At 43.8% G+C, this 25,703-nt stretch carries 22 protein-coding genes; 18 read left to right on the top strand and 4 right to left on the bottom strand.

Annotated features, from left to right (window positions below):
* Positions 1-19: 19 nt before the first annotated feature.
* The gene (locus NCI00_RS13280) at positions 20-1,393 is read right to left on the bottom strand and encodes an OmpA family protein (RefSeq protein ID WP_253528270.1); all 1,374 of its coding nucleotides are present in this window, start codon (positions 1,391-1,393) and stop codon (positions 20-22) included.
* Between the two features lie 179 nt (positions 1,394-1,572).
* A complete protein-coding gene (locus NCI00_RS13275; protein ID WP_253528268.1) occupies positions 1,573-3,384 on the bottom strand; it encodes an acyl-CoA dehydrogenase FadE in 1,812 nt (603 codons plus the stop codon).
* 159 nt (positions 3,385-3,543) lie between these two features.
* Here NCI00_RS13275 and gatB point away from each other — a divergent pair, with 159 nt between their 5' ends.
* On the top strand, positions 3,544-5,031 hold the full coding sequence (gatB, locus tag NCI00_RS13270) for an Asp-tRNA(Asn)/Glu-tRNA(Gln) amidotransferase subunit GatB (RefSeq protein WP_253528353.1): 1,488 nt from the start codon (positions 3,544-3,546) through the stop codon (positions 5,029-5,031).
* A gap of 69 nt (positions 5,032-5,100) precedes the next feature.
* Positions 5,101-6,195, top strand: a complete 1,095-nt coding sequence (locus NCI00_RS13265; RefSeq protein WP_253528266.1) for a T9SS type A sorting domain-containing protein — start codon at positions 5,101-5,103, stop codon at positions 6,193-6,195.
* Between the two features lie 4 nt (positions 6,196-6,199).
* Here NCI00_RS13265 and hemH read toward each other — a convergent pair whose 3' ends face one another.
* The gene (hemH, locus tag NCI00_RS13260; protein WP_253528263.1) at positions 6,200-7,261 is read right to left on the bottom strand and encodes a ferrochelatase; all 1,062 of its coding nucleotides are present in this window, start codon (positions 7,259-7,261) and stop codon (positions 6,200-6,202) included.
* 343 nt (positions 7,262-7,604) lie between these two features.
* Here hemH and NCI00_RS13255 point away from each other — a divergent pair, with 343 nt between their 5' ends.
* The 16 genes from NCI00_RS13255 to NCI00_RS13180 all read left to right on the top strand — a co-directional run bounded on the left by NCI00_RS13255 (position 7,605) and on the right by NCI00_RS13180 (position 25,260).
* Positions 7,605-8,498, top strand: a complete 894-nt coding sequence (locus NCI00_RS13255; RefSeq protein ID WP_253528261.1) for an N-acetylneuraminate synthase family protein — start codon at positions 7,605-7,607, stop codon at positions 8,496-8,498.
* Between the two features lie 20 nt (positions 8,499-8,518).
* Positions 8,519-9,271 carry an acylneuraminate cytidylyltransferase family protein gene (locus tag NCI00_RS13250; RefSeq protein WP_166558726.1) on the top strand — a complete coding sequence of 251 codons (753 nt, stop codon included), beginning with the start codon at positions 8,519-8,521 and terminating at the stop codon, positions 9,269-9,271.
* Positions 9,268-10,233 carry a Gfo/Idh/MocA family protein gene (locus NCI00_RS13245; RefSeq protein WP_253528259.1) on the top strand — a complete coding sequence of 322 codons (966 nt, stop codon included), beginning with the start codon at positions 9,268-9,270 and terminating at the stop codon, positions 10,231-10,233. Before NCI00_RS13250 ends, NCI00_RS13245 begins: the two co-directional genes overlap by 4 nt.
* Before the next feature lie 3 nt (positions 10,234-10,236).
* The gene (locus tag NCI00_RS13240) at positions 10,237-11,043 is read left to right on the top strand and encodes an SDR family oxidoreductase (protein WP_253528257.1); all 807 of its coding nucleotides are present in this window, start codon (positions 10,237-10,239) and stop codon (positions 11,041-11,043) included.
* A gap of 13 nt (positions 11,044-11,056) precedes the next feature.
* Positions 11,057-11,530 (top strand): 3-deoxy-D-glycero-D-galacto-nonulopyranosonate 9-phosphatase, encoded by a 474-nt coding sequence (locus tag NCI00_RS13235; RefSeq protein WP_253528254.1) that lies wholly within the window; start codon positions 11,057-11,059, stop codon positions 11,528-11,530.
* Positions 11,531-11,557: 27 nt separating this feature from the next.
* Positions 11,558-13,222: a hypothetical protein gene (locus NCI00_RS13230; RefSeq protein ID WP_253528252.1), complete on the top strand. Its 1,665-nt coding sequence runs from the start codon at positions 11,558-11,560 to the stop codon at positions 13,220-13,222.
* A 15-nt stretch (positions 13,223-13,237) separates the two neighbouring features.
* On the top strand, positions 13,238-14,779 hold the full coding sequence (murJ, locus tag NCI00_RS13225; RefSeq protein ID WP_253528250.1) for a murein biosynthesis integral membrane protein MurJ: 1,542 nt from the start codon (positions 13,238-13,240) through the stop codon (positions 14,777-14,779).
* Between the two features lie 65 nt (positions 14,780-14,844).
* Positions 14,845-15,681 (top strand): class I SAM-dependent methyltransferase, encoded by an 837-nt coding sequence (locus tag NCI00_RS13220; protein ID WP_253528248.1) that lies wholly within the window; start codon positions 14,845-14,847, stop codon positions 15,679-15,681.
* Between the two features lie 179 nt (positions 15,682-15,860).
* Entirely contained in the window at positions 15,861-16,205 is a 345-nt protein-coding gene (gene nuoK, locus NCI00_RS13215; RefSeq protein WP_013928043.1) for an NADH-quinone oxidoreductase subunit NuoK, read from the top strand.
* 65 nt (positions 16,206-16,270) lie between these two features.
* Entirely contained in the window at positions 16,271-18,181 is a 1,911-nt protein-coding gene (nuoL, locus tag NCI00_RS13210) for an NADH-quinone oxidoreductase subunit L (protein WP_253528246.1), read from the top strand.
* A 57-nt stretch (positions 18,182-18,238) separates the two neighbouring features.
* Entirely contained in the window at positions 18,239-19,438 is a 1,200-nt protein-coding gene (locus NCI00_RS13205; protein WP_253528244.1) for a hypothetical protein, read from the top strand.
* A gap of 37 nt (positions 19,439-19,475) precedes the next feature.
* Complete coding sequence (locus NCI00_RS13200) at positions 19,476-20,930, top strand: complex I subunit 4 family protein (protein WP_253528242.1); 1,455 nt, start codon at positions 19,476-19,478, stop codon at positions 20,928-20,930.
* Positions 20,931-21,009: 79 nt separating this feature from the next.
* A complete protein-coding gene (locus NCI00_RS13195; protein WP_253528240.1) occupies positions 21,010-22,404 on the top strand; it encodes an NADH-quinone oxidoreductase subunit N in 1,395 nt (464 codons plus the stop codon).
* 189 nt (positions 22,405-22,593) lie between these two features.
* Positions 22,594-22,773, top strand: a complete 180-nt coding sequence (locus NCI00_RS13190) for a hypothetical protein (RefSeq protein WP_166558715.1) — start codon at positions 22,594-22,596, stop codon at positions 22,771-22,773.
* Positions 22,774-22,844: 71 nt separating this feature from the next.
* The gene (locus NCI00_RS13185) at positions 22,845-23,216 is read left to right on the top strand and encodes a helix-turn-helix domain-containing protein (RefSeq protein ID WP_253528237.1); all 372 of its coding nucleotides are present in this window, start codon (positions 22,845-22,847) and stop codon (positions 23,214-23,216) included.
* An 85-nt stretch (positions 23,217-23,301) separates the two neighbouring features.
* A complete protein-coding gene (locus NCI00_RS13180; RefSeq protein WP_253528234.1) occupies positions 23,302-25,260 on the top strand; it encodes an alpha-1,4-glucan--maltose-1-phosphate maltosyltransferase in 1,959 nt (652 codons plus the stop codon).
* Between the two features lie 52 nt (positions 25,261-25,312).
* On the opposite strand, the gene NCI00_RS13175 is transcribed toward NCI00_RS13180, so the two are convergent.
* Entirely contained in the window at positions 25,313-25,654 is a 342-nt protein-coding gene (locus NCI00_RS13175; RefSeq protein ID WP_166558712.1) for a DUF6249 domain-containing protein, read from the bottom strand.
* Positions 25,655-25,703 lie beyond the last annotated feature (49 nt).

Here is a 25,703-nt window from a genome sequence, read left to right as displayed (position 1 = left end):
GACCTCATTTAAGGTTATTTTATCGTTTAGTAACCACCATTTCCACGCGGCGGTTTTTGTCGCACGGGCTTGGTTTACAGACCAGTCGCGTATCACCATAGCCTTTGGTAGCAATACGCGCCGAGCTTACCCCTTTTCGAATCAGATACTCGCGTACGGCATTGACCCGGTCGCGGGAAAGAATCAGATTTTTTTCGGCATCACCGATTTTATCCGTATGTCCTTCCAAACGAATTTCGACGCTGGGGTTGGCTTTCATCCATTCCGCCACTTGGTCTAGTTCTTTATGTGAGCTTTCCAACAAATCTGACTTGGTCAGTTCAAAATACAGATTATCCATGACCATCGGTTTATTGATGAGCGCAGCGTCATAGGGCGTCGATGCTGGAACAGGCTTAGGCACGGGCTTGATTTCGGGCTCAACTTTCTTTTCAGGTTTCGGAGCTCGCTCTTTTTTGGGTTTGCGTTCCCGCTTTGGCTTCGGTTCTTTTTTGGGCTTTTCCCGTTTTACTTCGGGCTCTGGCTTAGGTATGGCCTCTGTCCGATTACGAGAGATAGTCTTTCGTTTGGAAACAAAAGCAATGGGCAATTTTACATTAAACATCAAAACACGCTGCGATACGTTGGTATTACTTACCCCAACGGTCAGATTATCTCTATAAAAAGTGGTTTCGGCCTGAATAACACTTTGTAAAGGATGATAGTAAGCAATGCTAAACTCAATCCCGCTGTTTTCGCCATAAACCATCCCAATTTCAGGAACAATGAGCGGAACTCCTTTTTGCAGATTGTAGGTTGTAGTACGATTTCCAGTACCGCCTTCGATGTACCCTCCCGTCAATTCTTCCATCTTTTCGCGGCCGTCGGCAGTGTTTCGATAAAACAAGGTTGAATAATACCCTCCCAGCTGAAAGTACGTCCCGGCCCATTCTTTCATCCAAGTTCGGCGCAACATTAAACCAGTTCGTAGGTAATTAAAATTCCATACTGTTGAAACCAGATTATGGCCTTTGTACTCAAAGTTGAACGGATGGTTCAGCTTAAAAACCTGCCGTTGCCAAGCGGTACTCAGACCAATTGACCAACGATTTTCAGAACGCCGGTCTTTCCAACGATAATACGTCTCAAAGCCCCAGAGGCTTGTACGGTAGTTGCGTGTGTAGGTTGTGCCATCACTCTTGACCAATTCTCCCCGATACGACGAAACCCAGGCATTCGACGGGGCTTCAGTACCGCTCAATAGCGTGATTCGGGAGGGAATAACCAACCCGATACCGTACAACGGCGCCACCACCCAATCCCGCTGGCGGGTATAATTTTGCGCCGTTACAGAAAAAGTAAAAGTACTTAATCCGATAATCAGGGTTAAAAACTTTAGCGTAGTCGTTTTCATGACATTAGAATTTACGCTAAAGTTATAAAGTAGAAAGCCGCTTACCAAAGGGCAGGCGGCTTTCTTAACTATCTACTTATTAAACGGTTATTAGTTTATCAGTGCGTGATTTGAGACCGTCAAATGAATTGATAACACCTGTGTCGGACGGTTTTGAACCGGCTGACACAGGTAAATTTTTAGAATACATATTTATTTTCGGCAATCATCGCATCAGCAATGCGACGACGGGCATTTTTAGTGTTCATGGGCTCAATCTTAGTGAACCGCTTCAAGCCCATCAGCATTACGCGCAACTCATCGCCTTCGGCAAAGCCCATGATGGCAGACTTGCCAGCGCTGTTGATTTTCTCCACCGCTTCGTGCAAGTAGCACATTGCTAAATCTTTTTGCAATGCGCAGGCAGCTTCGCCCTTCATCCCAATGAGTTTTTCAGTTCTTAAAATCGCTGATTCAGCCGCGTAAATTTCGATAGCCATGTCGGCCACGTTCATCAGGATTTCCTGCTCTTCCGAAAGTTTCATCATAAATTTCTGCACCGCTGCACCCGCAACCATCAGAGCCGCTTTTTTCAAATTTTTGATCACTTTCTTCTCGGCAGCAAACGGGGTTTCGTCATCGCTCACGCTGAAATCAGGAATAGACATGATTTCTTTACCCACCGCCATAGCAGGCCCCATCAGGTCAATCTCCCCTTTCATGGCGCGCTTGAGTAGCATATCGACCGTCAACATACGGTTGATTTCGTTGGTACCCTCAAAAATGCGATTGATACGGGCATCGCGGTACGCGCGGTCCATGGGCGCATCGGCTGAAAAGCCCATGCCACCGTACACCTGAACACCTTCATCTACCACATAATCAAGCACTTCTGAGCCATGTACTTTCATCATGGCGCACTCAATCGCAAACTGCTCCAAGGCTTTCAATTTTGCTTCGGCATCCGAAAGGCCTTTTTCTTTCAAATCAGCGATGGCATCGTCAATGTTCTGACCTGCCCGGTAGGAAGCTGATTCTGAAGCGTACAGCTTCACGGCCATTTCGGCCAACTTATGTTTAATCGCGCCAAACGTGCTGATGGCAATACCAAATTGTTTACGCTCGTTGGCGTATTGAATCGCTTGCGTAGCAACCTGCTTCGCTCCGCCTACCGCCGCCACGGCCAATTTGATACGACCGATGTTCAGAATATTCACCGCAATCTTGAAACCGTTACCACGGTCTGAAAGCATGTTTTCAACCGGCACATGACAGTCATTGAAGAAAATCTGACGCGTATCGGAGCCTTTGATGCCCATTTTATGCTCGGGCTCGTTCATGGTGATACCTCCGTAGGTTTTTTCTACGATAAACGCCGTCAGGTTTTTATCGGTTTTTCCGCCTTCGTCAATTTTGGCAAAAACGATAAACACATCGGCAAAACCGCCGTTGGTTATCCACATTTTTTGCCCGTTCAAAATATAGCTTTTGCCATCTTCGCTCAACACCGCTTTGGTCTTGCCCGAGTTGGCATCCGAACCCGAATCAGGCTCGGTAAGACAGTAAGCGGCTTTCCACTCGCCCGAAGCAAGTTTGGGCAGGTACTGTGATTTTTGGTCGTCGTTTCCGTAGTATAAAATAGGTAACGTTCCGATGCCCGTGTGGGCCGAAAGAGCTACCGAGAAAGAATTGCCCGCACCCGTGGCTTCTGCGACGAGCATAGAAGTATTAAAACTCATTCCAAAACCGCCGTATTCTTCAGGAACAGCCGTACCCAAAAGCCCTAACTCACCAGCTTTGTCCATCAATGATGACATCAAATCGGGCGACTTGGCTTTGTCTATTTCTTCCACACGCGGCCAAATTTCAGTAGCTAAAAAATCACGGCACGATTGAGCAATCATCAACTGCTCTTCGGTAAACTCTTCGGGAATAAATACTTGAGAAGCGTCGGTGTCTTTAATCAGGAATTCTCCTCCTTTAATACCGGCGCGATTTTCTACTGCTATCATGGTCTTTAGGAATTTTGTTATTGTTCTGCTTGTGTACAAAATTAGGAGAAACAAAAATAGTATGCAAGCATACTATTAAAAAATTTTATACGCAGAATAGTTATGTTTGCAAAAAATTTTGTGAATGCTTTTATCCCATCAGAAAGCATCAGCGTAAATATGACCGATACACTCAACCTAGCGCCCGAAGTACTTGCCAAATACGAAATTGTGATTGGCCTGGAAGTACATTGCCAATTGCAGACCAATACCAAGATTTTTGCGTCTGATGCCAATCACTTTGGCAGTGAGCCCAATACCAACATCAGCGTGATTACGCTGGCACATCCGGGCACCTTGCCCAAGTTGAACAAAAAAGCCGTTGAGTATGCCGTGCGTATGGGCTTGGCATGTGGGTGTTCTATTACCCGAAATACAATTTTCGACCGCAAAAACTATTTTTATCCCGACCTTCCCAAAGGTTACCAGCTTTCGCAGGATAAATTCCCGATTTGTGTGGGCGGCCAAATTCCAGTGATGTACAAAGATAAACAGGGAAAAATGGTCGAGAAAGCGGTGCAAATTCATCATATCCATTTAGAAGAAGACGCTGGCAAGTCAGTCCATGATGGTGCTTTGACCGATACTTTATTAGATTATAACCGCGCTGGTACCCCCCTCATCGAGATGGTGACCGACCCCTGCATTGGTTCTGCGGAAGAAGCTGGCGCTTTTTTGACCGCCGTTCGGCAGTTAGTTCGGTTTATTGATATCTGCGACGGCAACATGGAAGAAGGTTCGCTGCGCTGTGACCTCAACGTTTCGGTTCGTTTGAAGGGGACTTTGGCCTTGGGCACGAAGGTGGAAGTTAAAAACATGAACTCCATCCGGAACGTAATGAAGGCCGTTGAAACGGAGTTCCGCCGGCAGGTGGAAATGGTGGAAAATGGGGAAACTATTTTGCAGGAAACGCGTATGTTTGACCCAGAAACGGGCGAAACCTCAGGGATGAGGGTGAAAGAAACCATGAACGATTACCGTTATTTCCCTGAGCCTGACTTAGCCCCAGTGTTTATTTCAGACGCATGGATGGCCAAAATTCAGGACGAAATGCCGCCTCTGCCGCGTCAATTGTTTGAGAAATTTACCACAAAATACGGGCTCTCGGCAGGCCACGCGACTACATTGACCGACACCAAAGAGGTAGCTTTATATTTTGAAGAATTGAGCACCAAAGCTGGAAATTACCAAGCGGCTGCCAATTGGGTTTTAGGGCCTGTCAAAACGTATTTAAACGAAAATTCCGATAAGACAGCCGACCAATTTCCACTTTCTCCTGCTCAATTGGCAGAAGTAATCAAATTGGTGGAAAGTAATCAAGTAAGCCACACGACGGCTTCGCACAAGCTTTTACCGATTTTGCTCGAAAATCCAACGCAAAATCCGCTAGAGGTAGCCAAACAAAACAATTGGCTGCAAAACAGTGACGCCAGCGCTTTGGAAGGCATCGTCGATGAAGTTTTGACCGCAATGGCCGATAAAGTGCAGGAGTTCAAAAAAGGCAAAAAAGGCCTGATGGGCTTGTTTGTGGGTGAAGTCATGAAAAAATCAAAAGGAAGCGCCGACCCTAAAGTGGTCAATCAGTTACTGGGCAAGAAACTGGGGTAAAGTCGTTCAATATCGTATAATAACTTTTGATGGTCAGTCGTTTACGTAATAATACTACTCGACTGCACCATGAAAAAATTCTTTACTTTCGTCTGTGTATTCAGCCTGCTTCACTCAGCGTATGCTTCGCATTTGCTCGGGGGAGAAATCCGCACCCGACGCCTCACAACTCAAGGGCTAACGTACGAAATCAGGGTATTGCTTTATTGTGATGAAGTCTCGGGAAGTTTGGCCAATGACGGCCAGAACAGTATTAGTGTTTGTGTAGGAGAAAGAAAACAAACCCTTACGGCCACTCGCCAGTCAAGAATAAAAGTAACACCAGAAGTATCGTTAAATACCTACATCACTCAATATACCTACGCCACTCCCAACACTTACACGGTTTCGGTAGCCATCGAAAATCGGAATGGTGGCCTCGCCAATTTCAATTCCGTTAATACCCCTTTTTATATCCAAACTACCTTTGCAACGAACCTTATAAACGCTACTCCTGTGCTGAATTCCGTAGTGGGAACCCAAGCCGCTTACTCAAAACAAGTATTTAGGGATAACGTGAATGCCGTTGATGCAGAAGGAGATAGCTTAGTTTATCGTTTAGAAGTCAGCAAACAAAGCCAGCCAGGCACTTGTACTGTTAAAGATATTGCTGATTACCGGTATCCAAATGAAGTCACCCGCGAAGGTGTCTTTCAAATCAATTCAAAAACGGGTGAGCTTACATGGAATGCACCTGTGCAAGTGGGCAACTACGCGTATGCCATTATTGTGGAAGAATGGCGTGAGGGCGCACGAATCAGTGAAACCCAACGGGAAGTGACATTACAGGTAATCGACCAAGGAGGTGACCCAGTCATCATTCCGCCTTTTGAATATCCGGGTAATGGAGTAATTACAAGTATAGAATCCGAGCCTAAAGATTTTTTGCAAATTTTTCCTTCTCCCGCACAAAACAGAGTGAAGGTTTCTTATTCCGCAACTAAGCCGGTTAAAGTCTTATTTCAACTTATTGATGTAAAAGGAAAAATCGTGGACGAATACCAGAAACCCGAGCGGTATCTGACGCACATCCACGAGTTTAATGTAGGGAGTCTGCCGCAAGGAACTTATCTTATCAGAACGATAGCCGACAAAATAGTCACTGGTAAATTTATAAAAGAATAATTCCTCAGGCGTTTTTTACCAAATCCACCAGTGTTTCTATCCAAATGGGGCTGTCGTTGAGACTTTCGACGAGTTGCCAATGTTTTCCACCCGATTCTTCAAACAACTCTTTGTATTCTTCGCCTACTTCAATGGTAGTTTCGAGACAATCGGAAACAAACGCGGGCGAAAATGCCAACACGCTTTTGATTCCCTTACTTGCCAATTCTTTGATTGTATCCTCGGTATAGGGTTGTACCCAGGGCGTTTTACCAAGGCGCGACTGAAAACTGGTCACGTATTTCCCTTCAGGAATATTTAGCGCTTTGACCAATAAACGCGTGGTTTCAAAACACTGCGCCCGGTAACAATGCTGATTCATGGCAGTAAGCGAGCCGCAACATTCGCCCAAACGACATACCTTGCCAGTTATATCTCCTTTGCTGATCTGCCGCTCGGGCAAACCGTGGTAGCTAAACAAGAAATAATCAAATTCGTACTCTGCCATGTATTTTTGGGCATTCTGCACAAACCCCTGAATAAATTTGGGGTGATTCACAAATTGATTGACAAAGCGAAGCTCTGGCATCACTTGCCATTTTGCCAATACGCGCATCACTTCTTCATACACCGAACCCGTCGTGGCCGAAGCATATTGTGGAAAGAATGGAACAACAATAATTTCTGTCAAGCCCATTTTCTGGAACTCTAATAAGCCAACCTCAATCGCAGGATTCTGATAACGCATTGCCAACTTTACCACGTAAGAATCTCCCAGCTCATCCTGCAATAATTTTTCTACCCGTTCGCCATAAATTTTCAAGGGAGACCCCTCAGGCAACCATAGTTCTTTATATACCTTCGCTGATTTGGGCGCGCGAAAGGGCGCAATAATCAAATTGACCAGCATAAAACGCTGAATATAAGGAATATCAATAACGCGACCATCCATCAGAAACTCACGGAGGTACTTACGTACGTCGGGGGTGGATGGGCTATCGGGAGTGCCTAAATTAACAATCAATACGCCCGTTTTTCCGAGCTTTTTTTGCGTAGTCGGAATTGATTCAGAAACAGATGAAGTCATTTTTTTGATAGATACAAAAGAAATAAGCTGATTAAATTTGCCGTTTTGAGAATAAGCACTCAATTTATTCTACTTACGCAACGGTGGAGCCTTTAGTTTTACAATACTTTCTCAACACAATTTTAAAACTCAAATCAGAATAAAAAGTTTCTTGGCTCGTTGGCTTTCTTCTGTACAAAGCAACGATTTTCTCTGGTTATTCTAATTGTTTATTGCAAAGGTAAGCGTGAGCGTGGAATTAATGACATAGAAAAACAGCAAAAGACCAAAACTACAAACCAACCATTACCTTTGTAAAGAATTTAAGTCCAACAGAAGAACTTAACAAGTAACGACATAATCCATGGGATTCAGTTTTGACTATCGTAAACCGCTCGTTATTTCCGAAATCGGTTGTAACCACATGGGCGACTTTGGGATTGCGAAGGAGTTAATCAAATTATCGAAAGAGTGCGGGGCCGATTATGCTAAATTTCAGAAACGCAACGCCCGCGAACTCTTAACGGAAGAGCAATATAATTCGCCGCATCCTACTCCTTACAACTCTTACGGAAACACCTACGGTGCCCACCGCGAATTTTTGGAATTGACCTGGGAACAACACGCCGACCTCAAAACCTACGCCGAGTCGATCGGTATCGGCTACGCTACCTCGGTCTGGGATATGACCTCGGCCCACGAAATCATTGGTCTCAAACCAGATTTTATCAAGGTTCCGTCGGCTTGCAACAACAACTATGAAATGTTGACATTGCTGCGTGACGGCTACGCGGGCGATATTCACATTTCATCTGGCATGACCACTCTTCTTGAAATTGAAGAAATCGTTGCTTTCTTTGAAGAAACCAATCAGGCCCAAACCCGGCTCGTGCTCTACAACTGCACCTCTGGCTACCCCGTACCTTTCAAAGACATTTGTTTACTGGAAATCAATCGTCTATACGATGTTTACGGCAATCGCGTAAAGGAAATCGGTTTTTCGGGGCACCATCTCGGTATTGCGGCCGATATTGCCGCTTATACGCTAGGAGCTCGTTGGATTGAGCGCCATTTCACCAAAGATCGTACATGGAAAGGCACCGACCACGCGGCCTCACTGGAAGTACCCGGCTTACAAAAATTAGTCCGTGATTTGCACCACATTCAGCAGGCGCTTACGTATAAAAGCACCGAAATTCTGGATATTGAGGCCGAGCAGCGCAACAAACTCAAATACCGAAAAACGCCAACCGTTTAATCATTCAACTTTTTTATATTTTGTCACGACCCAACGTACTGGCCATTATTCAGGCGCGGGGAGGTAGTAAAGGCCTTCCCCACAAAAACCTGCTTCCGCTGGCGGGGCATCCGCTCGTGGCCTACAGTGTGAAGGCTGCGCTCGATACGCCTTCCATTACCAGAACCATCATTTCTACGGATTCGAAAGAAATCGCCGCCGTAGCCGCCCGTTACGGGGCCGAAGTCCCGTTTTTGCGGCCAGTTGAATTTGCCCAAGATTTAAGTACCGATATCGACGTCTTTACCCACGCCCTACAATGGTTGTTGGATAACGAAGGCTATGCCCCCGATTTGGTGGTTCAGTTGCGTCCCACGTCGCCTATCCGTACAGTCCAGCACATGGAGGAGGCCATTCAGCGCCTCCTTGATACGCCCGAAGCCGACAGCCTGCGCATGATTACGAGTGCGCCCATTACCCCTTATAAAATGTGGCTGTATGACGAAGATACGGCTTCTATGCGTCCGCTACTGCAACATCCGACGTTGCCAGAACCTTATAATGAGCCTCGGCAAAAATTGCCGCCTGTGCATTGGCAAATCGGTACGCTGGATGTGATTCGGCCATCCGTTATTTTGGAGAAAAAATCCATGTCGGGCTACCCTATTTTACCGTACGTTTTGCCTTTTGACTACGCCATCGACATTGATGACATGAACAGCTTCCTCAAGGCAGAAGAAGTAATGCAGCGATTGGAGTGTGTTAAATTTCAAAATAGCTTAGTAAACGATTGAGCCTCTCTACCCAACTTTCACTCTTGGTCATTGGCGCTGGCTCTATCGGTGAGCGCCACATTGAAATCCTGCAATTACTTGGTTATCAAAACATTCATGTATACCGACAACGGATGTTACCGTTAAGAAATATACAGAATGAAAGTGTTCATTGCTTCACTGACTTTCATGAGATTGAGGTCATTAAACCTTACGCGGCCATCATTTGTACACCCACAGCGCAACATCTTGCGCAAGCCGTTGAATGTGTAAAACGCGGGGTTCACGTGTTGGTTGAAAAACCGCTGGCAAACCATCCCGAAGGAATCCAAGCGTTGAAGCAAGAGGCGGCCCAAACCAACAGCTTGGTCCAAGTAGCGTATATGCTGCGCTATCATCCTTTGATGCTACAACTGAAATCCGTTATTGACGACAAACGTTTTGGTAATCTACTGTCCTTCAGCACATACTGGGGGGAATATTTGCCCAATTGGCACCCTTGGGAAGATTATCGCGATTCGTACGCGGCCAAACGCGAATTGGGCGGCGGCGTAGCCCTCACGCTCAGCCATGACCTCGACATTGTCAGTTGGTTGGTTGGAGAGTTACCGCTTCGTTGGCAGCGGTCCTATAACTATCGCTCCAAATTAGAAGTAAACGTAGAATCTGGGGCATCATTTTTGCTCGAATACCCCAGCGGAGTCACGGGGGCTGTGCAACTGAATTATTACCAAAAAGTGCCCAAAAGAACCTATGAACTGGTATTTGATGATGCCTTTGTGACGTTCGATTATTTTCAGAATAAAATCATTATTCAGACACCCTACGGTGTCGAAACAATCGAAGAGCCTGATTTTGAGCGCAATGAAATGTTTCGACAACAAACCATTGATTTTTTAAAGAATACAACCCTGTCTTCTACCGCCTCGCTCACCGAACAGTACCTGCGGGAGTCAGATGTAATTCTAAAAATGTGTAATTAAACGATGCAAAAGTTAAAGGGGAAAACCATTTTATTCACGGGTGCTTTCGGGCTGATTGGCAAAGAAATCTGCACACACTACATGAACGAAGGGGCGCGAGTAGCATGGACCGACGTTCGGATTGACTACGACACCGTGGCGTGGCTGCACACTCATTTTGACGACGCTGATTTTATCGTGGTTGAAATGGACATTACCAACGAGCAACAAGTGGCCGACGGAATCGCCAAAATCGTGGCCCATTTTGGAACCCTCGACGTCTTGGTCAACAACGCCGCGATTGACGCTAAGTTTGACAAAACGGGTATGTCGAAGGTCAATCAAAGCCGATTTGAAAATTATCCGCTTGACCTACTGCGGCGGTCGGTAGATGTAAACTTAACGGGCACTATCATCGTGACCCAAGCCGCCTGCCGCCAGATGTTGGCTCAGGGCTACGGCAACATCATCAACGTGGCTTCCACTTACTCGGTGGTGGCTCCCAATCAGGATTTATACGATTTTGGGCAGGGTACGCAAAACTACAAACCCATTGATTACATCGCTTCCAAATCATTTATTCCTAATTTTACGCGTTACATTGCCACTTTTTACGCCAAAAACAACATTAGGTGCAACGCCGTAGTCCCTCACGGGATTTTCAATAACCACGACGAGGCTTTCTTAACCAATTTTGCTAAACTATCGCCGCTGCAACGCATGGCCAACCGTGAAGAACTGCGCGGGCCTTTTACGCTACTGGCATCGGACGAATCTACGTACATGACTGGCTCCGTTTTGATGGTAGATGGAGGGTGGACAGCTTGGTAATCAACAATATAAAATGAATGACATTAAATTATTTTTGACAGACGTAGATGGTGTATTGACAGACGGAAGTATGTACTACACCGAAAGCGGTGATGAATTTAAACGTTTCCATACTTACGATGGAATGGCGTTTGAGCTGCTCCGTAATGCGGGCATCAAAACGGGGATTATTACTTCCGAAAATACCCAAATCGTGGCGCGTCGTGCGGTAAAGATGAAGGCCGATTATCTATATCAAGGCAAGCGCGACGGTGGAAAACTAGCCGCTGCCGAGGAAATTTGCGCCGAAATGGGCATTACCTTGGCCGAGGTTGCCTACGTTGGAGATGATATTAACTGTCTGGAGTTATTGAAAGCCGTAGGTTTGCCAGCCTGCCCTGCCAATGCACGGGCAGCCGTCAAAAAAATTCCTAACATTTTATTGCTCCAAACCCAAGGCGGCGACGGGGCCGTGCGGGAGTTTGCAGAATGGATTTTAGGTCAATAATTCATAAAAACGTGTAATAGTACGCTTGTGTATTTACAAAAATCTTCCTCTACTGGTTTTTATTGGCTCCTCCTGCTGGTCGCAATTTACTTAGGATGGTATTTCTATTATCTAAACCTCCACGCGGTGGATGTTCCCTATATTGATGACTACGATGCGATTTTAGGCTACCTGCTAACCTACGAAAAAGCCGACGCTTGGACTAAATTCAAATCGTTGTTTCTGCCGCATAGCGAACACATTATCATCATGACAAGAATAGCGGGGTGGTTAAGTTATGAACTGACTGGGCACGTCAGTTTTCGTGGTATTATTTTGGCGGGCAATGTTTTATCCTTTCTTGAGTTGGGATTGCTTTATACGCTGTTTCGGCCATCTCTACGTTTTCCTCCTGTGTATTTTTTTTTAGTGGTGTTGGCTTTTCTTAACCCTCAATACTCGCCCACTACCTTTTGGGCCATGGCTGTATGGTCCAATATTTGGGTTTTAATTCCTGTCACCCTTTCCATCTTTGTATTGGCCAACCCAAAGCAATGGTTCGGTGCTATTCCATTGGCTATTTTAGCGCAGTTCAGTAATGGAAGCGGCATGATGATTTGGCCAGTTGGGGTCTTTATTTTGTTTATGCACCAACGTCCTCTAAATCAATACCTTACTTGGCTCTTGGCGGGATCAATCAGTTGCTTAGGCTACTTTTATATTTTGAGCCAACACCCCGTTTCGGGGACATTTGAATTCAGCAATTTGGCATTAGTCCCTTTAAATTTTTTTGCTTTTATCGGGTCTTATGCAGCACTCATTGGTGGACTTGGCGGTCAAATCATGGCAGTATCAGCAGGCTGCCTAGTAGTAATCATAACCTTTTTAATGCTGAGGAATTACATAAAAAATAACGACCGCACAGCACTAATCCTACTATCCTTGATGGCTTTCATTTTCCTGACGGCGCTATCTGCGGCATTGTTTCGGGCAGAGAAGGGCATGAGTATCATCATCGGAGGCCGCTATCGGCATTATTCCTCTTTAGCCATGGCTCTGAGTTTTTTGATGTGCTTTCGGCTGATTACGTTCAGTCTCAGTCGGTGGCTTTCTTTTTTTTCTTGGATGGTCATCGGAGTGATAACGGGTTTGAGTTATTTTAGAGATATTGGCTTACGGCTTACTACTGAATGGATGACCGTAGCCAATTATTATAATTTTTTGCACAATCAACTAGATGTATATACCATAGACGGCACTCCTCGTTTTGGAGAAACAACCCTTAAAGCCCATCAAACAGGATTGTACGTTGTACCTTTGCGGTATGATCTAGCGCAACAGCTCAAAATCGCTACCGTTCTGAAGTTTAAACCAACGCCCCAATGTGAACGCAACGAAGAAACAAAAGTAGATAAAGTTGTATGTGGAAATTATTGGTTGCTTAAAGAAGCTCATTTCCAATTTCCCCCTTCTTCCAAAGAAGCTTTCTACGCCGTACTAAGCCATGGTCCCCGTCGTTATGTATTTCCTACTTCATCGACTCGCAATGATTGGCTTGCGATGCTGCAACAGCGGCGTTATTTTAAAAAAGGGCTGGAAGCAGAAGTATACGACTGTCATATTTCGATGATAAATGCCCAAATTGAATGGCTACAAACGGGCGATAAGCCTAAATTATACCATACAAATTCCATTATTACTGTCAATCCATAAACCGTTTCTTTTGCTTTGTCGCTTGACTATCGAAACATAGGTGTTTTATTTAGCCTAAACACCCTTAATATCATTCTCAACGTAGCTGTTTCGACGCTGACGGTGTACATCTTTGGTACATCTGCGCAGGTCGAAGCATTTTTTGCGGCGTCATTATTGGGAACTGCCGTTTCGCGTTTTGTCAATACAGGACAGTTAATCGAAATCGTTGTTTCTCGCTACCACCGAGTCAAACAAGAAGCCGGAAAGAACGCTGCCATGTCAATTATTGCTACGCTCTGTAATTACATGACAGGTATTGCGCTTTTGTTGACTTTGGTATTTGTCGCTAGTGGAACGGGCATCATCAATTTATTAGTCCCTGGTTTTACGGAAGAGACAAAATGGGGAATTTGGCAAATCTATTGCATTACGGGATTTTTGATGCCCATTCAGATAGCCACTAATTTGTTCCAAGGATTGCTCAATGCCGAAAACATTTACGGAAAGGTAGAGTTTACCAACACGATTTCTCTGATTACCAATATATTAATTTTGGTAATCTGGGGAACTTCAGAAAACGTAACGAGCCTAATATCAGGCTTGTTTATCAGCGTTTTAGCTCAGTTTTTTACAACCATTTATTATTTACGGCAAATAGGTTATCGGCATTCATGGCTACTGCGAAATCCTTATTTCCCCTTGCGAGATTTAGTACGTACACTATCAGCTACTTCTACATATATGGTAAGTGTCCAACTGTATATATTTCTCTTCAACGCTGCCCTATCGCTCCTACCTCCTGGCAGTTTTGCCATTTATCGTTATGCCGAAATAATTTATGGAAAAGTTGCCAGTGTGTTTATGATGCCCATCAGCACCGTTTTTTTCAATGAAATCAATCGGCTACTAAATCAAAACAACGGGCAATCCATTAAAGCCTTTGTTTCTAAAAACCTGAATTTCTCCTTTTTCATCGGATTTATGATTTTGTTGCCTTTTTGGGCAGGTGGAAAATACCTTCTTTGGACATTATGGGGAGGCGCTAAGTTTAATTCTCATGATGTAACGGCGGTTTACGAATTGTTGTGTATCTTTTTCCTATCCATGATTTGGTCAGGGCCTTATATGATTTATCGTAAATTGGCGGTCAGCGTCGTACGTCCGGAGGTATTATATTATTATTGGAGTGTTATCCACGTTATTTCGGCTTTAATCGGCTACGCAACCATCCGTACACTTGGCTTCAACGGGGTCATGCTTCAGGTATTTGTTCATAATTTTCTGATGTCGCTTGTTCCTATCCTAACCGTTTGGTACTGGAAAAGGGTTTATTTGGGCCTGTATGAATTACGGGAAATCGCTAAAATCACATTGGCATTATTGGTCGGAACAGGTGTAGTATGGAGCTTGAATAATTATTGGGGAGAAGTATTTGATTACGATAAAATAAAGAGTTTTTTTGTGGGGCTCCTCCTTATTACGGTTGCCAGTTTTGTATACATTGGGAGTAATCTTTTGCTTAAAGTGCATGATATAAAACTCATTAGCAGCAAAATTTCCAATCGTATCAAATGAAATTTTTGAATTAACAACCAAAGTCCACAAGCCTGATTTTACTTTATTCACTAATTTTCCACTCCATGTCCAGCCCAACCGCCTTTAAGTTTACAGAGTTTTCCCGTATTATCGTTGAGGCCCAAAAACCAATTGCATTTGACTCTCCCGACCACCTGATGCCTTGGGGAACCGCTCGTGACAACAGCAAAAATTATCGTTTTAATCAAAAAATCTACCAAATTTTCTATTCCTATCCTGCGCCTCTAAAAATATTAGACATTGGCTGTGCAGGTGGAGGGTTTGTAAAAGACTGCTTAGACGATGGTTGTTTAGCCGTTGGATTGGACGGAAGTGATTATTCAAAAAAATTCAAACGAGCCGAGTGGGCTACTATTCCTGGCAATCTTTTCACCTGTGATGTTACCGACGATTTTACGGTTTCTGTCCAAACAGGCGAAAGCAAAACGCCTATTGCCTTTGATTTGATCACATCGTGGGAGCTGATGGAGCATATTTCTGAGGATAAAATAGAGGCCGTGGCGCGTCATGTTAAAAAACATTTGGCCAATCACGGTCTTTGGATTATGAGTATTGCTACAGTCGACGATATTGTAAACGGCATAAATCTGCACCAAACCGTTCGTCAGCGTGAGTGGTGGCTTCAGCGTTTTTCTGAGCTAGGCTTTGAACACCTTCCTTTATTTGTCGATTTTTTTAATACACAATTCGTTCGGGGAGGAAAAAAATACAGTGGGGCAGATAGCCGTAGCTTTCATTTAGTGCTGTCAGCCAACACCGAAAGTGCTCCTAAAGTACCTCCTACTGGCATAAGAGACAAGTTGTTTGATGCTTGGCTTGGCAGTAATTTACAAAAAACACTCAAACGTTGGATCATGGGCCCTTCGCGTAAAAACACTTAATATCTTTGATTCCTGTTGATTCTTGCCGTACTATTGCAGGACGGAATTACCAAAAGGTTCGACTGAGTCGACATAGTTTTTGGAGTTCGGATTTGGGCAAGTACGATTATTCAGTAAATTTGCCACGTTTTTGGAAAATCCTCGTTGACCAATAAGACTTCTTTCGACCTAACTGCACTATGTTCCCATTAGCTACCCCGTCAATTCCCGACGTTGTTCAATCTATCCCTTTACAAAACTACGTTCTGTTAGCAACGACTTTGTTTATCATCGGTATTGTGGGTGTATTGACCCGTCGTAATGCGCTTATTATTTTCATGAGTATCGAATTGATGCTCAATGCCGTCAACCTGTTGCTTATCGCTTTTTCGACCTATAAATCCGACCCGGTAGGTCAGGTTTTTGTCTTTTTTATTATGGCGGTAGCCGCGGCCGAAGTCGCCGTAGGGTTGGCGATTATCGTAATGATTTATCGCAATACGCGTACTATTGACATTGGATTCCTGAACAAGTTGAAGTGGTAATTTTCTGATTTGGAGATACGACATCGGCTATTTTCAAATTTTTAAATTCTCAAATTGAGCAATTTATGAACTCATCCTTACTTTTTTTAATACCTCTTTTGCCGCTCATTGGTTTTATCATCAATGGGATTGGATTTCGTCATGTTCCAAAAAGCCTTGCAGGCGTTATCGGCTCGGCGGCATCGCTCGGCGCGTTTGCCATTTCAATTTTAGCGTGGAGCGCCTTTGATGGTCAACCACAGGTGGTAAAACTTTTTGATTGGATTTCCATTGGCCAGCTCACCATTCCTTTTGCCTTCCAAATAGACCAGCTATCGCTTCTGATGCTCATGGTCGTTACGGGCGTAGGTTCATTGATTCACATTTATTCAATGGGTTATATGCATCACGACGAAGGGTTTGGGAAGTTTTTTGCCTTCCTCAACTTATTTTTGTTCTTCATGCTATTGCTCGTGATGGGTTCCAACTACGTCATTATGTTTATTGGTTGGGAAGGAGTAGGACTTTGTTCTTATTTATTGATTGGTTTTTGGAACAAAGTGACCAACTACAACAACGCTGCCCGCAAAGCCTTTATCATGAACCGCATCGGTGATTTAGGCTTTTTGTTGGGTATTTTCATGATTATCCAAACCTTTGGCTCAGTTGAATACCTTGAGGTTTTTGCCAAAGCTGCCAACGGTAGTTTTAGCATCAACGACACCATCATTGTGACCATTACGGCTTTGCTCTTCGTAGGTGCAATGGGAAAATCAGCCCAAATACCTCTTTATACATGGTTGCCTGATGCAATGGCTGGCCCAACGCCCGTATCAGCCCTGATTCACGCCGCTACGATGGTGACGGCGGGGATTTACATGGTGATTCGTTCCAACGTGCTGTATTCGCTTGCGCCAGCTACACTGGGCGTGGTAGGAGGCATTGGATTGTTGACTGCGGTAGTGGCAGCCTCCATAGGTTTGTACCAAAACGACATTAAAAAAGTGCTGGCTTACTCAACCGTTAGTCAATTAGGCTACATGTTTCTCGCGTTGGGCGTAGGCGCTTATACCTCGGCAATGTTCCACGTTATGACGCACGCATTTTTCAAAGCCCTTTTGTTTTTGGGCGCAGGAAGCGTGATTCACGCCATGTCTGACGAGCAAGACATTCGTAACATGGGTGGTTTGCGTAAGCACCTTCCCGTCACGTTCTGGACATTTTTAATTGCCACTTTGGCTATTTCGGGAATCTTCCCACTTTCGGGTTTTTTCTCAAAAGACGAAATTTTAGCGCACGTATTTGAGCACAATCAAATCATGTGGGGAATTGGCTTGTTTACCTCCATGATGACCGCTTTTTACATGTTTCGTTTGCTGTTTGTGACGTTTTTCGGAGAGTTCCGTGGTACGCACGACCAGAAGCATCACCTGCACGAGTCACCCGCAACGATGACCATTCCACTGATTATTCTGGCGGTATTGTCAGCCGCAGGTGGTTTGTTAAACATTCCTCATGTATTGGGCGGCGGAGAATCGCTGGCGCATTTTATGGCCCCGCTGTTTGAGTTGTCAAAGCAGGTCAACCCTGATTTGTTTGAAGGCCATTTGGAGCATTCTACCGAGTATATCCTGATGGGAGTATCGGTAGGGGCAGCGGTCTTGTCTATTTTGTTTGCTTATAATATTTTTATGAGCAAAAAAGTAGTTCCTGCCGCCGACAAAGACGTAACTGGCTTCCCCAAGGTTTTACAAAACAAGTATTACGTCGACGAATTCTACGAAGCTGTGTTTGTCAATCCCATGCGCAAGTTATCAGACCTGCTGTATAGCTTCGGTGAATTCCTGATTGATTTGGTGGTAAACGGCACGGGCCGTTTGGTACAGTTCCTGTCGGGGCGTCTGCGTTTGTTACAAACGGGAGAAACAGGCTTTTATGTTTTTGCCATGGTTCTTGGTATTTTGGTGATTTTAGCTTGGAATCTTTTGTTGAAGTAAGATTTTCTTCTTCTGAAATCTAACGAAGGGCTATAAACAGTTAAAAACGCAATTGCAATGATTCAAACCTATTTATCATCTCTGATAGCACGAAGCGACAGTCTGGTTTCTTCGTACCTATTGGTTGGTAAATTTTGGAAAATCAGAGTTACGGCTGTTTCTTTTTTGTTGGTGTTGTTTTTCTCGTTTCCTCATTACTATTACTTTTCAAACCTTAAAAACCACGACTATTCTTGGGATTTTATTCACCAAAAAGTAAAAGACCCATTTGGTGAAAATAAAGAAAGATTGGGGACCAATGAGCACAATAAACAATACAGACTCACCCCTGTATTGATTGCGGGGATCTTAGACACCACGCACAAAATACGGGTAGTTGGTTTACTCACCTTGATTGAACATTTATTTGGCATTACCTTTTTTTACCTTGTACTTAAGCTAGCGTACGAAATTACGGCCGACAAACTAATTTCAAGTTATTTCTGTCTTGGCTTTAGTTTTATCTTTTTAGGGAAGGATTTCTTTTGGGATGTTTCTACTTGGCTGATTCCATTCGCCTATTTTTTCACCCTATTGGCCGTTGTTACCCGAAACATCCCTGTGTTGTTTTTGAGTTTGTTATTAGGGTTCTGGTCTGACGAGCGCACGCTCCTATTTTCACCAATCTTGCTATTATGGTGGAAGTTGTACATTCCTAAAAAATTCAATGCATTCTCGTTGGTTTATATCGTCAATCTCTTCCTTTATTTTGGGGTCAGATATTATTTGTTTATCCATTTTATCAAAGGAACAGAGTCATATAAATTACACCCTCGAAGCACAGGAGCTGATTATTTCTGGTGCCTTTACGAACAGTTTAATCACATACCATTGGGAATGTTGCTACCTTTTGAAGGATATTGGCTGTTTCTCATCCTTTTTGTAGTATATGCCTATCAAAGTCGCCTAAGTGTAGATTTCAAATGGTTTTTGTTGGCATTTATCACTTTTTTAGGAGCATTGGTAGTGTCGTTCAGTATTCTTGACACAACCAAAAGTTTAACCTTAATATTCCCGCTCCTGTTTATTTCCTTAAAAATGCTTCACAAAACCGAAAGCCCCGTTTTTGTGAAGAATGTTGTAATAACCGCGGTTTCTATATCCTTTTTTTTCCCAACCTATTATTTTAAGGGTGACTATGCCTGGATGAGTCCTGTTTATTATACACCCGTTAAAGAGTCAATTGGTTGGCTATTGAATACTTTTGTACACATTTAAACGAACGAATAAAATAGTTTAACGATATAAGTGAATTATGCTTACACTTTCCCTCATACTCATCCCGTTGATTGCGGGTATAGTTTCCTTAAGTACAAAAAACAACAGCGCTAAACAACTTGCTCTGGCAGGGTCCATCGTTGAATTGGGATTGGCAATTTTTATTTTTACGCAATTCCAAGCGAACGCCAGCGCGCAATTTAGCTTCAGCTATCCTTGGATTAAGTCCGCAGGAATTTTATTTGCTGGCGCCATTGACGGCATCAGTTTATTGCTGGTCATGCTGACAGCCTTCCTGACACCCCTTATTATACTCTCTACATTCCGTCAGCCGTACAAAAATGCTTCGGCCTTTTACGCGTTGATTTTGTTTATGCAATCGGCATTGATGGGAGTATTTACCGCCACTGATGCCTTTTTATTTTACTTGTTTTTTGAAGCGGCATTAATACCTATTTACTTTTTGGCCGCCGTTTGGGGAGGCGAAAACCGCATCAAAGTCACATTTAAGTTTTTCGTTTACACCATCTTTGGAAGTTTGTTTATGCTGGTAGCGTTGGTGTATTTATACTACCAAACCACGGGTACCCAAGGACATACTTCCGAAATCACCGCTTTTTACAAATTGGCGTTGGATGCTCAAAAGCAAGGTTGGATATTCTGGGCGTTTTTCATCGCCTTCGCCATCAAAATGCCCGTATTCCCTTTTCATACTTGGCAGCCCGACACTTATACAGAATCTCCTACACCCGCCACCATGTTATTGGCAGGGATTATGCTCAAAATGGGGGTTTATGGCGTTATTCGTTTTATTTTGCCAATCGTCCCGCTGGGTTTACAAACTTGGGGCACCACGGCTATTGTTTTATCGGTCATTGGAATTGTGTACGGGTCTATCATCGCCATCCAACAGCGCGACATGAAACGCCTTATTGCCTATTCTTCTTTTGCACACGTAGGTCTGATGTCAGCAGGGGTATTCTCACAAACCCTGAGCGGGGTTCAGGGGGCTTTAATTCAAATGCTTGCCCACGGTATCAACGTAGTGGGTTTGTTTTTCATCGTGGAAATCATCTTTTCAAGAACCAAAACACGAAATATTGAGCAGCTTGGCGGGATTACCCAACGTACCCCCAACCTCACCGTATATTTTATGATTTTGATGCTTGGCAGCGTTGCACTCCCCTTAACGAACGGGTTTGTTGGTGAGTTTTTGTTATTGAAAGGGGTATATGAATCAAATATTTGGTTGGGAGCCATTGCAGGAACAACCATCATTTTAGGGGCGGTGTATATGCTTCGTCTCTTTCAAAAATCAATGTTTGGCAATAAAACATCTTTTACCGAGCACTTCGCTGACTTATCTTTCAGTGAGCGCGCGGTGTTGGTTCCGTTGGTTATAATGGTCTTTTGGATGGGCTTATACCCCAATTCGTTTTTGAAATTGACCGAGCCTGCCGTCAGTAACCTTTTACAAATGATTCATTACTAAATTGAAACGGGCGGCTCGATTTGCCCATTCGGTCATCTGAGATTACCACATTACATTCTAAAATTGAAACATTACTAAAATGCTTCCAATCGTACTTCTTTCTATACTGGGCCTTGTGGTTTTGTTTTTGGGTTTCCAAAAATCAAAAAACCTTTTGCTTCCCGCTACCCTTTTAGTACTGGCAATTGTGTTAGTGGCCAATTTTCTCCATTGGAACGATATGCCATCGCTGTATTTTAAAAATATGTTGTTCGAAAACAAATTTACCATGGCGTTTTCGGGCATTGTTATATTCTCCGCCTTTTTGATTGTGGCCCTTACCCGTGGCTTTGTGGATGACGAGTCGGCGCAGCCAGCTGAGTACTACACACTCATGTTGTTTTCATTGGTAGGTGCCGTGATGATGATTGGCTTCGAAAACCTAATCATGCTTTTTGTCGGCGTCGAAATCCTATCGGTCTCGATGTTTATCTTAACAGGAAGTGATAAAAAGAACCTTCGTTCCAACGAAGCTGCGCTCAAGTATTTTTTAATGGGGGCATTTGCCACGGGGATTATGCTCTTTGGAATGGCCTTATTGTACGGCGCAACGGGCTCATTTAACCTTACCGCTATCAAAGGCTATGTGCTGGTCAACAATGCACCCTCTGCCATGCTTTATGTCGGGTTGTTGATGCTGTTGATCGGAATGTTGTTTAAAGTATCTGCCGCACCGTTTCACTTCTGGACCCCTGACGTATACGATGGCGCTCCTACGATTTTCACGACGTATATGTCAACAATCGTCAAAACAGCAGGTTTTGCGGCCATTTATCGCTTATTATCGGGCTCTTTTTCGGGAATTTACAGTTTTTGGTGGATGACCCTCGCAGTTATTACCGTCTTGACCCTATTGGCAGGCAATATTACGGCGGTCTATCAAACAAGTTTCAAACGGATGATGGCCTATTCAAGCATTTCGCACGCGGGTTATTTGCTTTTGAGCTTAACCGCCCTCACCAACCAATCTCAAAGTGCCATTGTATTTTATTCACTGGCCTATTCTATTGCCACCATCAGCGCGTTTGGAGTATTGATGCTAGTAGCCAAAGAAACAGGCGTTCATTCGTACGAAAATGCCGAGCGTTTTGAGGCCTTCAATGGCTTAGGCAAAAAGAATCCCTTATTGGCTTTTGTATTAACCGTATCTATGCTGTCGCTGGCAGGAATACCGCTAACGGCTGGTTTCTGGGGTAAGTTTTTTGTTTTTTCCAGCGCCGCCGACCGAGGCCTTACATGGATGCTGGTCATTGCCATTTTGATGTCTACCGTTGGTATTTATTATTATTTCAAAGCCATCATTGCTTCCTACATGCGCGAAGGAGAGTTGAGCACCATCAAAGTGTCCCCTTTCTATCGTTTGATATTGATAGCCACCACAATCATTACGCTTGTGTTTGGGTTAATGCCTGATTTCTTGAAAGGATTGGTGTAAATTTTAAGTTTTTACCCGTAGCTCTCAGCAGAGAGTTGTAAAAAAAAGGGGGATTTGACAACATCTATTGGATTTTTTTAATAAAAAATTTTCTTTTTAAGTATTTTTTAATTTTTTTTTAAGAAAAGTATTGTTAATATTAAAAAAGGATTTACCTTTGTCAAGGAAACCTTAAAACATCACAAAATAATGAAAAAGGCATTTGCATTCTTGTTCGTAGCTGGTATGGTAACTCTTGCAGCTTGTGGCGGTAAAACTGAAGAAGCTGCTACTACAGATACTACAGCTGTTGCTGTTGATACTACTGTTACAGTTGATACTGCTGCTGTTGATACTACTGCTGCTGTTGATACTACTGCTGCGAAATAATTCGCCCCAACGAGTACGACAAATGAAAGCCACGCGAACCTTCGCGTGGCTTTTGTGGTTTTTAGGTCAAGATGAAAACTATTGCTGAAAAAATCCGTCTCTATCGCCTTGAACAGGGCCTCTCCCAAGAAAACATGGCCGATTCACTGGGCATTTCCACCACTGCTTACGGTGATATTGAACGAGGCAAAACTGATTTGACCCTTTCCCGATTTTATCAAATTGCGGAAGTGTTAAACATAAGTGTTGCGGTTTTAATGGGCCAAACTACCCCACTCCAGCAGGAATTACAACAACTCGAAGTAGAAAAACTCCAAATTGAAAACGAGAAATTACGGCTTGAAAATCAATATCTACGCGAGAAAATAGCGGGCAGAATGATCATTGACCTCATACAGAAAGATGCTTCAACTACTTCTGAACGACAAAGAATAGGATTTTAGTTAAATAAAATAGCAATTGCCCTACCCCGACGCTTGTTCACGTCGGGGTATTTTTTTAGGTTTAGGGTTTAAAACCAAATAACCTATGATAAATCTCGCCGATATTCAAGGAAGAAACCGTGTGATAGTAGAGAGCGTTACCCCTGAACTGGAGGGAGGTCGCTTTTTTATTAAATCGGTGCCCCAAGAAATCATTAAAGTCGAAGCTGATATCTACTGCGACGGGCACGATAAAATCGCCGCGCGTCTGCTTTATAAACATGCTCTTGAAGATAAATGGAGCGAAGTTCCCATGCGATTCATTACCAATGACCGTTGGGGCGGCTCATTTGTGGTAGAAAAAGAAGGCTTTTATAGCTATACTATCCAAGCTTGGGTAGACAATTTGGCGTCGTGGGAGCACGAAATAAAACTCAAAATCCGTGACGCTCAACACGTAAATAGCGAACTTTTAGGAGGAGCTACTTTGCTCGAAAAAATAGTAGAACAAGCCTCCGACGAAGATAAGGCTGTTATTCTGGACACAATAAAGATTTTCAGAAATGAGCAGCAATATGATGAAGCCGTACTTTGGGCCATCAGTGAGGCCCTTGTCGGGTGGATTGCGAAATATCCAGACCGCGAAAACGTTACGCACTACCATGAGTTGAAAATATGGGTAGACCGACCCAAAGCAGGCTTCTCTTCTTGGTACTCTTTGTTTCCGCGCTCAGCCGCAAAAGAACCCGGCAAACACGGAACTTTCCACGACGTGATTGACCTTTTGCCCCGCATCCAGCGTATGGGGTTTGATGTGCTGTACTTAACCCCTATTCATCCCATTGGCCATCAATTCAGAAAAGGGAAAAACAACAACGTAGTTTGCCAACCAGGCGAGCCTGGCGTTCCTTACGGGATAGGTTCAGAATTGGGCGGCCACGATGCCATTCACCCCGAACTCGGCACCCTCGAAGACTTTAAAGCATTGGTAAAGGCCTGCAAAGCCCACGACATGGAGATTGCGATGGATTTGGCCATCCAATGTTCTCCTGACCATCCTTGGGCCAAAAATCATCCCGAATGGTTTAAGATTCGCCCAGATGGCACCATTCAATACGCCGAAAATCCGCCAAAAAAATACCAAGATATTTATCCAATTAACTTCGAAACGGAAGCGTGGCCCAGCCTGTGGGAAGAACTTCGTCGGATTATATTTGTGTGGGCAGAATGGGGCGTTAGAATCATTCGGGTCGACAATCCACATACCAAAGCATTTGCTTTTTGGGAATGGATTATTGCCGAAACCAAGCAGAAATACCCCGATATGCTTTTTCTGGCGGAGGCATTTACGCGCCCTAAAGTCATGCAACAACTCGCTAAAGGAGGGTATTCGCAGTCGTATACGTATTATACCTGGCGAAATACCAAGCAGGAGCTCATTGAATACATGACGGAGTTGACCCAAACCGACTTGCAGTATTATTTCCGCCCAAATTTCTGGCCTAATACGCACGATATTAACCCACCGTTGTTGCAACAAGGGCACGAGCCTAATTTCTTGATTCGCTATTTTATGGCGGCAACCTTGTCTTCCAACTATGGAATTTTCGGGCCCACCTTTGAATACATGGTCCACGAGGCATTTCCTGGCAAAGAAGAGTATTGGAACTCCGAAAAATACGAGATAAAACATTGGGATTGGGAGCTAACCAATAAGCTTACCTATGTCATTACGCTGGTCAATCGCGCTCGTAAAGAAAACCCTGCGTTGCAGTATACCAACAACATTACTTTTTGCGACATTAACGACGACCAACTGCTAGCCTATCTCAAAACCCACCCCGACGGCAATCGTATATTGTGCGTAGTCAATTTAGATGGTTACAATCGACGAGCCAATATGGTGAAGATTCCACTCCAAAAAATCGGCAAAGCGGGTTGGGAAGATTTTATCGTGCATGACCTAATTACAGGCTCTAAATACGTGTGGAAAGGCGAATACAATTACATTGAGCTTGACCCGTATTTTCTGCCGTTCCATTTGTTCAGGATAGAAGATATCTAACATAAAAGCGGGTTGGCTCATCACCAACCCGCTTTTATAATATATCCTTTGATTACTCCTGAGCTTTCTTGTCATTCTTTATCTGAATGACATAAGAAAGCAACAAGCCTGCTCCACCAAAAATCATAACAAGCGCTACCTGAATACCTTCGCTTTGGGTATAGGGAGCTATAATAGCACCTATCAATAAACCTAGTCCCGCTCCTACAAGCAACAACCCAAATCGAAGGGTGTTGTCAGGACTGATACGACTGCGTTTCAATGATTGATTATCAAAAGGATTTAGCCCTTTTTCAATCATCGACATTCGTTCCATATTTTGAAAATACCGGAGAAAAACAATCATAATCAGGCCAGCAATAACAGAGATAAGCGGAATAATAAGGGGATTCATAATGACTTATTTTTAAGTGTTGAACAATTTTCTTTGGGCATAGGATGAA

The organism is Runella salmonicolor, assembly GCF_024158025.1.
In the GTDB taxonomy this organism is placed as follows: domain Bacteria; phylum Bacteroidota; class Bacteroidia; order Cytophagales; family Spirosomataceae; genus Runella; species Runella salmonicolor.
This window is presented reverse-complemented; position numbering and strand designations above follow the sequence as displayed.

Excerpts from the sequence above, each read along its gene's own strand:
- NCI00_RS13280 (WP_253528270.1), bottom strand. The coding sequence starts at position 1,393 with ATGAAAACGACTACGCTAAAGTTTTTAACCCTGATTATCGGATTAAGT.
- NCI00_RS13275 (WP_253528268.1), bottom strand. The coding sequence starts at position 3,384 with ATGATAGCAGTAGAAAATCGCGCCGGTATTAAAGGAGGAGAATTCCTG.
- gatB (WP_253528353.1), top strand. The coding sequence starts at position 3,544 with ATGACCGATACACTCAACCTAGCGCCCGAAGTACTTGCCAAATACGAA.
- NCI00_RS13265 (WP_253528266.1), top strand. The coding sequence starts at position 5,101 with ATGAAAAAATTCTTTACTTTCGTCTGTGTATTCAGCCTGCTTCACTCA.
- hemH (WP_253528263.1), bottom strand. The coding sequence starts at position 7,261 with ATGACTTCATCTGTTTCTGAATCAATTCCGACTACGCAAAAAAAGCTC.
- NCI00_RS13255 (WP_253528261.1), top strand. The coding sequence starts at position 7,605 with ATGGGATTCAGTTTTGACTATCGTAAACCGCTCGTTATTTCCGAAATC.
- NCI00_RS13240 (WP_253528257.1), top strand. The coding sequence starts at position 10,237 with ATGCAAAAGTTAAAGGGGAAAACCATTTTATTCACGGGTGCTTTCGGG.
- NCI00_RS13235 (WP_253528254.1), top strand. The coding sequence starts at position 11,057 with ATGAATGACATTAAATTATTTTTGACAGACGTAGATGGTGTATTGACA.
- NCI00_RS13220 (WP_253528248.1), top strand. The coding sequence starts at position 14,845 with ATGTCCAGCCCAACCGCCTTTAAGTTTACAGAGTTTTCCCGTATTATC.
- nuoK (WP_013928043.1), top strand. The coding sequence starts at position 15,861 with ATGTTCCCATTAGCTACCCCGTCAATTCCCGACGTTGTTCAATCTATC.
- nuoL (WP_253528246.1), top strand. The coding sequence starts at position 16,271 with ATGAACTCATCCTTACTTTTTTTAATACCTCTTTTGCCGCTCATTGGT.
- NCI00_RS13205 (WP_253528244.1), top strand. The coding sequence starts at position 18,239 with ATGATTCAAACCTATTTATCATCTCTGATAGCACGAAGCGACAGTCTG.
- NCI00_RS13200 (WP_253528242.1), top strand. The coding sequence starts at position 19,476 with ATGCTTACACTTTCCCTCATACTCATCCCGTTGATTGCGGGTATAGTT.
- NCI00_RS13195 (WP_253528240.1), top strand. The coding sequence starts at position 21,010 with ATGCTTCCAATCGTACTTCTTTCTATACTGGGCCTTGTGGTTTTGTTT.
- NCI00_RS13190 (WP_166558715.1), top strand. The coding sequence starts at position 22,594 with ATGAAAAAGGCATTTGCATTCTTGTTCGTAGCTGGTATGGTAACTCTT.
- NCI00_RS13185 (WP_253528237.1), top strand. The coding sequence starts at position 22,845 with ATGAAAACTATTGCTGAAAAAATCCGTCTCTATCGCCTTGAACAGGGC.
- NCI00_RS13180 (WP_253528234.1), top strand. The coding sequence starts at position 23,302 with ATGATAAATCTCGCCGATATTCAAGGAAGAAACCGTGTGATAGTAGAG.
- NCI00_RS13175 (WP_166558712.1), bottom strand. The coding sequence starts at position 25,654 with ATGAATCCCCTTATTATTCCGCTTATCTCTGTTATTGCTGGCCTGATT.